Below are 9,377 nucleotides of genomic sequence, written 5' to 3'. Positions count from 1 at the left end.
GCGCGCGGCTGTGACGACCCGGCCACTTCCATTGACTGTTCTTCGATACTCTGAGGCAGGTAGCTAATCAGGCAAAACAAAGGCTTACACCTGATACACACTGGCTTGACGCAGATCAACTGCAGTGTCGGGCCATCGGTCGCACAATGCCATCACACACCACACATAGTGGATGGAAGGAGCGACTATGTTGAAACACATTTTGCTGGCCACCGACGGATCTGCCGCCTCTGACCATGCGGCCGAAATGGCCGTGGACCTGGCGCGCAATATGGGCGCCAAACTGACAGTTCTGTATGCCGTAGACCCTTACCCTTATCTGGCCGTGGGTGAAATGAGCACCGAAGGCCTGCAGCACTACATGTCAGCCGCACAACAGGATGCCGCCGCCGCCCACAGCAAGGTGGCGGCCCTGTGCAAGCAGGGCAGCGCAGTGACATTGATACCAGTGACTGTGGAAGAGCGTGCCGTGGCCAGCGCCATCGTGGAGTACGCCAATGGCCAGGACGTGGACCTGATCGTCGTGGGCTCGCACGGGCGCTCGGGCATTGCCCGGTTGCTGCTGGGCAGCATCGCCACCAAAGTGCTGGCCGAATCCACGCTACCGGTGTTGGTGGCACGCTGACTGATTGCGCTCAGCCACCGGCCCGGCTGAGCACCCAAAAAGCCACAAAAAGCCACAAAAAGCTTTAAAAGCTGTGGGCGGGCTGGGCTAAAACAGGCGTGGCACGACAAGCAGGCGTAGTATTTAGGCATCTGGATTGCTTAGCAATATCTGCATCCTTATCTACCTGGTACTTGATGCCGCATTGCCATTTTCCACAATGCCCTGTCCCATGAAACCCGCCCGCTCCACCGTTGCCCACTACAGCCGTCGCGTCAAAGCGCTCACAGCTTTGCTGGTGCTTTCGGGTGCGATCCACAAGGCGGGTGCAGAAGCACCGTTATTCCCCGTAGCCCTGGCGGTATCCACGCCTGTTCCGGTGGGGGGCGGACAGGCTTCGGCTCCGCTATTGAGCCCACAGACCCGCTGGCAAAGCAGCTTGGATGCATTTGCCAAAGCCGACAACGAACGGCTGCCTGCCAGTGATGGCGTTCTTTTTGTGGGTAGCTCCACGATCAGGATGTGGACCAGCCTGTCGGACGATTTCAGACAGGTGCCGGTGATCATCAACCGCGGTTTTGGTGGTTCCACCATGGCCGATTGCAACCACTTCGTGCGCGAACTGGTGATCCGCTACAGGCCCAAGCAAGTGCTGGTGTATGCAGGCGATAACGATTTGGCCGAAGGTCGCAGTCCAGCTGATGTGAGAGACAGCTTTGCAAAATTTGTACGCAGCGTGAGAGCGGAGTTGCCAGAAGCCCGCATTTCCTACATCTCGATCAAGCCCAGCCCGTCGCGCGTTGAACTGCTGCCAAAAATCAAGCAGACCAATGCACTGATCTCCGACTATGTGCACAGCTTGCAGGACGTGCGCTACATCGACATCTTCCAGCCGATGTTGAACGCTGAGGGCCAACCCCGGCCCGAGTTGTTTCAACCCGATCAGCTGCATCTGAACGAAGCCGGTTACCGGCTATGGAAGTCGATCATTGCCGCGCAGCTTCCGGCGTCCACGCCAGCCCAAGTGCCGACTGCGCAAATTGCCGGCAGCCATTAAAGGCCACTGTCAACGCCACGCTTTCAAAATTAAAAGCGCACGCCCGAGCCGCGAATCCCTACCTCCATCCGGTGCAAACGGTCCAGCCTGAGCGATACCCGGGCAACCCCATACAGCACACCAAAGCAGCCCGCCAGCAACACCACATCTACCCACCAGGCATGGGCGAACGGGTCGCCTCCCAAAAAAGTCAGCGCCAGCAAAACAATCACCAAATGCGCGGAAAACACGGGCAATGAGGCTGCACCCAGCACCTCCAGCCATGGCAGGCTCGATATCCGCGACGCAAGCGCAGAACCAAAATGAAGAACCACCACCATCAAGGCAAATAAATCCAGCAGCCGCAGCGGCCCGAGCAACCATTTGTCAAACAACATATTCAGGTTTTGATCGGCACCAAATGGCGCTTGCCCCACGCCGTGCCGCCATACGAACCCGGCAAACGCCATCAGCACCGCCAACACAACGGCCCAGTGCGGAAAAACAAAAGGCCGCGCATCCTTCGCGTGGCGGCTCGCCCCCATCCACAGGCCCAACACCCAAAGAAACTGCCATGAAAACACCGAGAACGCACCAACTTCACGGATAGGCACAGCCAGCCCCGTTAACGCAACGGTGGCGCCATACACCCATGCCCCTAGCCCAAATTGCGACAACAGCCATGCGCATAGGCTCCAGGTCATCACCCCGTTCCATCCGTGCCGCAAGGCATATGCCAAAACCCAGGGACTGGCCAGCATATAGAGGATATACATGGGCAGGATGTCCAGCAGCGGCGGCATATATACAAGCAACAACCCAGCCCCCAATGCGGTCAACGGCTGCGCCAGGTAAAAAGACATCAAGTTGGTCACGGCGGGTTGCTCCACCCGCAAACCGACTGCGGCAACGGCAGTGAATAGAAACAACAGCATGGCAACATGGCATGCATAGACCTTGATGGCCCGCTTCCAAAACGCCATACGCATGGCGTCAATGCCATCCCGTTGCGCCAACTTGGCGTATACCAAGCCCGCCATGTACGCGGACAAAAGTACAAACCCCTCCGCGGCCGATACAAATCCAAAGGGCTGCCCGAGGGGCGAACTCAGCCGCGTGGGTAAGTGCGTCACCGTCATGAGCACCAGCATCAGGCCGCGCATAGCATCCAGCTCCCAACGCCGCGTCATGGAGGGTTCACCTTGAGGCACACAACATCAATGTAGAAAACACGACGAATTTGCATAAAACATGGCTTGCGGAACAGCGGCTTGCGGTAGCGAAAGTGCATGCCTTCGGCAACGCCGTGGCGCCGAAGCTGCTTAAGCCCCACCTAAGCCGGAGGCCGCGATAATTGCACGGAGGAAACACAATGCGACTACTGCTCGTCGAAGATGATCCCATGATTGGCGAAACTGTGCTCGACGTACTGCGCGCCGAGCACTTCGCCGTGGACTGGGTCAAAGACGGCGCCATGGCAGACACTGCGCTGAGCACCCAGCAGTACGACTTGGTGCTGCTGGACCTGGGCCTGCCCAAAAAAGACGGGCTGGACGTGCTCAAGTCCCTGCGCTTGCGCAAGGACAGCACACCGGTACTGATCGTTACCGCGCGCGATGCCGTGGCCGAGCGCATCAAGGGCCTGGACGCCGGAGCCGACGACTATGTGCTCAAACCCTATGACATCGACGAGCTGCTGGCCCGCATCCGCGCCCTGACGCGGCGCAGCGCCGGCCGCGCCGACCCGGTGCTGGAGATCCACGGCCTGCGCCTGAACCCCATCACCCACGAGGCCGCGCGCAACGGCCAGACCATCGCCCTGTCGGCCCGCGAATGGGCCGTGCTGGAGGCACTGATGGCACGCCCCGGCGTGGTGTTCTCGCGCGCCCAGCTGGAGGAAAAGCTCTACAGCTGGAAGGACGACGTCAGCAGCAATGCCGTCGAGGTGTACATCCACGGCCTGCGCAAAAAGCTGGGCAGCGAGCTGATCCAGAACGTGCGTGGCCTGGGCTACGTGATTCCGAAGCCATGACCAGCCCGTATTCCCTGCGCCGACGCCTGCTGGGTTCGGTGATGACCGCCATCCTGGCCGCCGCGCTGTTCCAGGCCGCATCCGCCTACCACGGGGCGCTGCAGCAGGCCGACGAGATGTTCGACTACCACCTGCAGCAAATGGCCTACGCGCTGCGCAATGGCACCCCCAGGCAGCTCGATCCGTTGGAGTCAGACGACGACACTGACTACGAGGTGCAGATATGGAGCGCCAACGGCGTGCAGCTGTTCCAGTCGCACCACAACCGGCTGCCGCCGCAGGCCGTGCTAGGCTTTTCGGACGTAGAGCAGAACGGCACGCGCTACCGTGTGTACTCCATCCAGACCCCGGCGCAGACCATCCAGATCGCCCAGGACATGAGCGCCCGCCAGGCCCGCGCCCGGGCTCTGGCGGTGCGCGCCATGCTGCCCATGGCCTGGATGGCGCCGCTGCTGATGCTGGCCCTGTGGTGGGCCATACGCCATGCGCTCAAGCCGCTGGAGCGCACGCGCCGCCAAATTGCCACCCGCGCCGCCGACGACCTGTCCCCCCTACCCGACAGCGGCCTGCCCGACGAGGTGCGCCCCCTGGTGCACGAGCTGAACCTACTGTTCGCCCGCGTGCATGCGGCGTTTGATGCGCAAAAGTCGTTTGTGGCGAATGCCGCGCACGAGCTGCGCTCGCCCCTGAGCGCGCTCAAGCTGCAAGCCCAGGCCCTGGGCCGTGCGGCCGATGGCCCGGGCCGCGATGTCGCCGTGGCCCGGCTGCACCAGGGCATAGACCGCGCCATCCGGCTAATGAACCAGCTGCTGGTGCTGGCCCGGCAGGAGTCCGCAGCCGATACCCCGGCACAAAAGCTGAATCTGCAAGACCTGGTGCGCCTGGCCGTGGAAGAAGCCCTGCCACAGGCGCATGAGCGGCAAATGGACCTGGGTGTGAATGCCGACGCCCCAGCCTGGGTACAAGGCCACGCCGAGGCCTTGCGCATTCTGCTACGCAACCTGCTGGACAACGCGCTGAAGTACACGCCAGCGCAGGGCCGGGTGGATGTGGGCCTGGTTGCTACGCCGGACGGCGCCACCTTGACCGTGGAAGATTCTGGCCCCGGCATTGCGCCGGCCGACCTACCCCATGTGTTTGACCGCTTCTACCGCAGCGCCGAAGCGGGTGCCAGCGGCAGCGGCCTGGGCCTGGCCATTGCCCAGGCCATCGCGCAAGCCCACAAGGCCACGTTGACTCTGGACGCATCACCCACGCTGGGCGGGCTGCGCGTGACGTTGACCTTCCCGCGTCCCGGTTAAATCGTATCCAGCAGCCGCGCGAACGCCTGGGAACGACCTTGGCGCGAGGCATCGCGCACCGCCGCCGGGTTGGGCAGGGCCACCGACTGGCTGCGCACCGCGGCCACGAAGCGCGGCAGCAGCTCGACCATGGCGTCGACGGAATCCAACGGAGCAATGGCATCCAGACCCGCACCGCGCAGCACGCCCGCCGTGTCGCCCACCGGGTCGGTCAGGCCCAGCAGGGGCCTGCCGGCGCGCAGGTATTCATAGATCTTGGCGGGAATCTGCGCATTGCAGTTGCTGGCCTGCATGACCAGCAGCGCGTCCACCGACAGCATCTCGGCCAGTGCCTGGCGATAGGGCACGGCGGGGCAGAGTTCTATGAAGTCCTGCACGCCGTACTGGCTGGACAGGCTGGTCAGCAGATCGTCGTGCGCCGAGGCACGGAAGCGGATTTTCAGCTGCTGCGGTTGCAGGCCGCCCTGGGCACGCAGGCGCTGCAAAGCCTGGAACAGCTGGGTCGGGTCGCGCTCAGAGGGGTAGACGATGCCGCTGTGCAGCAACACCACGGGCTGGTCGGCCGCCAGCGGCTGGGCAGACGCGGCCGGGGCGTTGGCAAAGCTTTCCTCGTCATAACCGTTTTCCAGCACCGCAATGCGGCTGGCGGCCTGGGGGTAGCGCTCGCGGTACATCTGCGCGGCACCGGGCGTGGTGAACAGCGAATAGCGCGCCTGCTCCAGCGCCTGCTGTTCAATGCGCTGGTAGCTGCGCCAGGTTTCGGGGTCGGCGGGGTAGCCCTCCTGCGCCATGGGGTCGCGGAAGTCGGCCACCCAAGGGATGCCGGTCTTGTGGTGCAGCTGCTGGCCAATCACATGGGCCGTGGCAATCGGATAGGTGGACCAGATGGCATCCGGCTTGTACTTCTTGACCATCTGCAGGCCCTGGCGCAAGGCGTCGAAGCGCCAGCTGACCCAGCGGTCGGGCCGGGCCATCCAGCCCATGTAGCGGCCCTTGATGTTCAGATGGCGCGCGGTGTCCAGGGCGAAGGCGCGCTGCACCACCGTCTCGGGCGGCACATCGGCCAACAGGTCGGGGCTGGTGCGCTCGTAGGCTTGCTCTTCGGCCGTCAGCACCAAGGGACGCCAGCCCAGCGCGGGCAGATGCTGCACAAACCGCAATGTGCGCTGTATGCCACTGCTGCCTGCCAAGGGCGGGAAGTGGTAGGCGATCATCAAAACTGTTTTCAAACGGCTGGCCCTGGGGTTGTGTTCTATGCAGCCAGAGATCATACGGGCAGACGCCGATCCGCCCGCATCCGGCAGAATGCCTGCCATTCATGCCCGCCACCCTCTCCAACCGCCCCACCCTCGCCAGGCTGTGCCGCCTGTGGCTGCTGGCCTGGCTGCTGCTGGCCGGCGCGGCCAACGCGGCCACGCTGCTGCGGGTCGGCCCCCTGCATACTATCAAAACCATAGCTGCTGCCGCACAGATGGCGGGCGACAACACGCTGATTGAAGTAGATGCCGGCGACTACCTGGGCGACGTGGCGGTATGGACCCAATCCCACATCACGCTGCGTGCCGTGGGCGGCCGCGTGCGGCTGCAGGCCCAAGGCATGGCGGCCGAGGGCAAGGCCATCTGGGTGGTGCGCAGCCCCCAGTTCACGGTGGAGGGCTTTGACTTCTCCGGCGCACAGGTAGAGAGCCGCAACGGCGCCGGCATACGCTTTGAAGCCGGTAGGCTGGTGGTGCGCAACTGCAGCTTCACCTACAACGAGATGGGCCTGCTGACCAGCAACGACGCGAACGCGGTGCTGGAGGTGGAGGACAGCGAATTCGCCTACAACAGCCGCCCGGACGGCCACAACCACAACCTCTACATAGGCCGCATCGCGCGGGCCACGGTCAGCGGCAGCTATTTCCACCACGCCCACACGGGCCATCTGCTGAAAAGCCGGGCCGCCGCCAACTACATTCTGTACAACCGCCTGACCGACGAGGCCGGCGGGAGCGCCAGCTACGAGCTGGAGTTCCCCGATGGCGGCGTGGCCTATGTGATCGGCAACATCGTGGAGCAAGGCCCGCTGACCGAAAACCCGCATGTGATTTCCTTCGGCGCCGAAGGCTATGCCTGGCCCAGCAACCAGCTTTATCTGTCGCACAACACCCTGGTGGACGATCTGCCCGGCGGCGGCACCTGGCTGCGCGTCAAACCCGGCGCCGACGCGGTGCTGGCCGTCAACAACCTGTTCATAGGCCCCACGCCGCTGCCCAGTGCGCCCAACACACCAGGTACCTGGCGCAACAACTTCCGGCTGGACCGCAGCGCCTTCGCCCCCGGCTACGACTACCGGCTGCGCGCCGACAGCCCCCTGGTCGGCAAAGCCATGGCCCCTGGCAGCGCCAACGGCCAGGATCTGCGGCCCCTGCGCGAATATATTCACCCCGCGCACAGCGCGGCCCTGAGCACTGCGGGCAATGCCCCGCATAATCCCGGAGCGCTGCAGCAGCTGAACCCGGCCCGGCCTTGAGCTTTCCAGCCCCCGCACTACTGCACTTGTATCGGCTTTTCATACCCTATCCGCCCATGTCCTTGACCCCCTCCTCACTGGTGCTTGGTTCCCCCCTGTTTGCAGATGCCCGCCTGGCCACACTGGCCCGCTCCGACGGCGCGGTAGCCGCCTGGCAGGCCGCCTTTGCTGACAACCCGGCCACGGCCGCGCTGCAGGCCAGCGGAGACTTTGCCGTGGCGCTGCAAGAGGCATCCGGGCGCACATTTCTAGCGGTGGACCGCTTCGCCGTGCGCAGCCTGTGCTACCGCATCCAGGACGGCCAGCTGCGCTTTGCGGCCCGCGCGGACGCGCTGGCCGATGCCAGCGCCGAGGTGGACCCGCAGGCTATTTTTGACTACCTGTTCTTCCACGCCATCCCCTCGCCGCGCACCATCTTCAAGGACGTGTTCCGCCTGCCGGCCGGCCACTACGCGGTGTTCGACAAAGGCCAGCTGCTGGTGGCACCTTACTGGGTGCCCACATTCAACGAGCAGACCGGCGCCTCTTTTGACACCCTGCGCGACGAATTCCGCAGCCTGGTGCGCAGCGCCGTGGCAGGCGAGCTGGATGGCGGCAAGGCCGGCTGCTTCCTGAGTGGCGGCACCGACAGCTCTACCGTGGCCGGCATGATCGGCCAGGCCGCAGGCAAGCCCGCCGCCACCTACTCCATCGGCTTCGACGCCGAGGGCTATGACGAAATGGAATACGCGCGCCTGGCCGCGCGCCACTTCAAGACCGAACACCACGAGTACTACGTCACCCCCGAGGACCTGGTGCGCAGCATTGCCGACGTGGCCGCCTCCTACGACCAGCCCTTCGGCAACTCGTCCGCCCTACCCTCGTACTACTGCGCGCGCATGGCCAAGGACGACGGCGTCACCAAGATCCTGGCCGGCGACGGCGGCGACGAGCTGTTTGGCGGCAACAGCCGCTACGCCAAGCAGCGTGTCTTCGGCTGGTACGACGTGGTGCCCGCGCCCATCCGCAGCGGACTGATGGAGCCCCTGCTGGGCAAGACCGCCAACAGCTCCATCAGCCTGCTGAGCAAGGCCTCCAGCTATGTGGAACAGGCCAAAGTGCCCATGCCAGACCGGCTGCAGATGTACAACCTGCTGCTGCGCCTGGGCATCAGCGATGTGTTCACCCCCGACTTCCTGGCGCGCATCGACGTGCAGGGCCCAGCCGTGCAGCAGCGCGGCGTATGGGAGCAAGCCCGCACCGACAGCCTGGTGAACCGCATGCTGGCCTTTGATTGGCGCTACACCCTGGCCGAAACCGACCTGCCCAAGGTCTGCGGCACCACCCAGCTGGCCGGCCTGCAGGTGGGCTTCCCCATGCTGAACCAGGCCCTGCTGGAGTTCTCGCTCAAGCTGCCCACCGAGTACAAGCTCAAGGGCCTGAAGCTGCGCTGGTTCTTCAAGGAAGCGCTGCGCGGCTTCCTGCCGGACGAGATTCTGACCAAGAAGAAGCAAGGCTTCGGCCTGCCCTTCGGCGTCTGGGCCACACGCCACGACGGCCTGAAAAAGCTCGCCAGCGACTCGCTGAACAGCCTGGCCACGCGCAACATCGTGCGCCCGGACTTCATCCGCAGCCTGCTGGCCGAGCGCCTGCAGGAGCACCCCGGTTACTACGGCGAAATGGTCTGGATTCTGATGATGCTGGAGCAGTGGCTGCAAAAGCACGCGCCGCAGTTCAAGATGCCCAGCTGAGGTCGCAACCGGCATCTGCTCTCATTTTTAGTATCAAAAAATATAGCTGCCAGCGCACATATCTATTGCGCTAGCAGCTATTTTTACCTGATTAGCTACCTGCCTCAGACAGACTTGAATTTTGGTTCAGATGCGCCATACTGGTGTTTCATCCAGTTGTGT

8 protein-coding genes are annotated in these 9,377 nt (G+C 63.6%); 6 read left to right on the top strand and 2 right to left on the bottom strand.

Going from position 1 to position 9,377, the window contains the following annotated elements; translation table 11 throughout:
* Positions 1 to 187 precede the first annotated feature (187 nt).
* Positions 188 to 625, top strand: coding sequence for a universal stress protein (locus AC07VY_RS26440; RefSeq protein ID WP_495075194.1), 438 nt, complete (start codon positions 188 to 190; stop codon positions 623 to 625).
* A gap of 211 nt (positions 626 to 836) precedes the next feature.
* A complete protein-coding gene (locus AC07VY_RS26435) occupies positions 837 to 1,661 on the top strand; it encodes an SGNH/GDSL hydrolase family protein (protein ID WP_495100118.1) in 825 nt (274 codons plus the stop codon).
* A gap of 29 nt (positions 1,662 to 1,690) precedes the next feature.
* Here AC07VY_RS26435 and opgC read toward each other — a convergent pair whose 3' ends face one another.
* Entirely contained in the window at positions 1,691 to 2,830 is a 1,140-nt protein-coding gene (gene opgC, locus AC07VY_RS26430; protein WP_495100119.1) for an OpgC domain-containing protein, read from the bottom strand.
* 182 nt (positions 2,831 to 3,012) lie between these two features.
* Between opgC and AC07VY_RS26425 the strand changes: the two genes are divergently transcribed.
* Together AC07VY_RS26425 and AC07VY_RS26420 are read left to right on the top strand one after the other, a co-directional pair.
* Positions 3,013 to 3,672, top strand: coding sequence for a response regulator (locus tag AC07VY_RS26425; protein ID WP_495100120.1), 660 nt, complete (start codon positions 3,013 to 3,015; stop codon positions 3,670 to 3,672).
* On the top strand, positions 3,669 to 4,973 hold the full coding sequence (locus AC07VY_RS26420; RefSeq protein WP_495100121.1) for an ATP-binding protein: 1,305 nt from the start codon (positions 3,669 to 3,671) through the stop codon (positions 4,971 to 4,973). Before AC07VY_RS26425 ends, AC07VY_RS26420 begins: the two co-directional genes overlap by 4 nt.
* On the opposite strand, the gene AC07VY_RS26415 is transcribed toward AC07VY_RS26420, so the two are convergent.
* Positions 4,970 to 6,202: a glycosyltransferase gene (locus AC07VY_RS26415; RefSeq protein ID WP_495100122.1), complete on the bottom strand. Its 1,233-nt coding sequence runs from the start codon at positions 6,200 to 6,202 to the stop codon at positions 4,970 to 4,972. The genes AC07VY_RS26420 and AC07VY_RS26415 overlap by 4 nt on opposite strands.
* 89 nt (positions 6,203 to 6,291) lie before the next feature.
* Between AC07VY_RS26415 and AC07VY_RS26410 the strand changes: the two genes are divergently transcribed.
* Positions 6,292 to 7,485, top strand: coding sequence for a right-handed parallel beta-helix repeat-containing protein (locus AC07VY_RS26410; RefSeq protein ID WP_495100123.1), 1,194 nt, complete (start codon positions 6,292 to 6,294; stop codon positions 7,483 to 7,485).
* 56 nt (positions 7,486 to 7,541) lie between these two features.
* Positions 7,542 to 9,215 (top strand): asparagine synthetase B family protein, encoded by a 1,674-nt coding sequence (locus tag AC07VY_RS26405; RefSeq protein WP_495100124.1) that lies wholly within the window; start codon positions 7,542 to 7,544, stop codon positions 9,213 to 9,215.
* The last annotated feature ends 162 nt before the right edge of the window (positions 9,216 to 9,377 follow it).

It is taken from the genome of Rhodoferax sp. GW821-FHT02C08 (genome assembly GCF_059421805.1).
The sequence above is the reverse complement of the archived record's forward strand: the minus strand, read 5'-3'. Positions and strand labels throughout refer to the sequence as shown.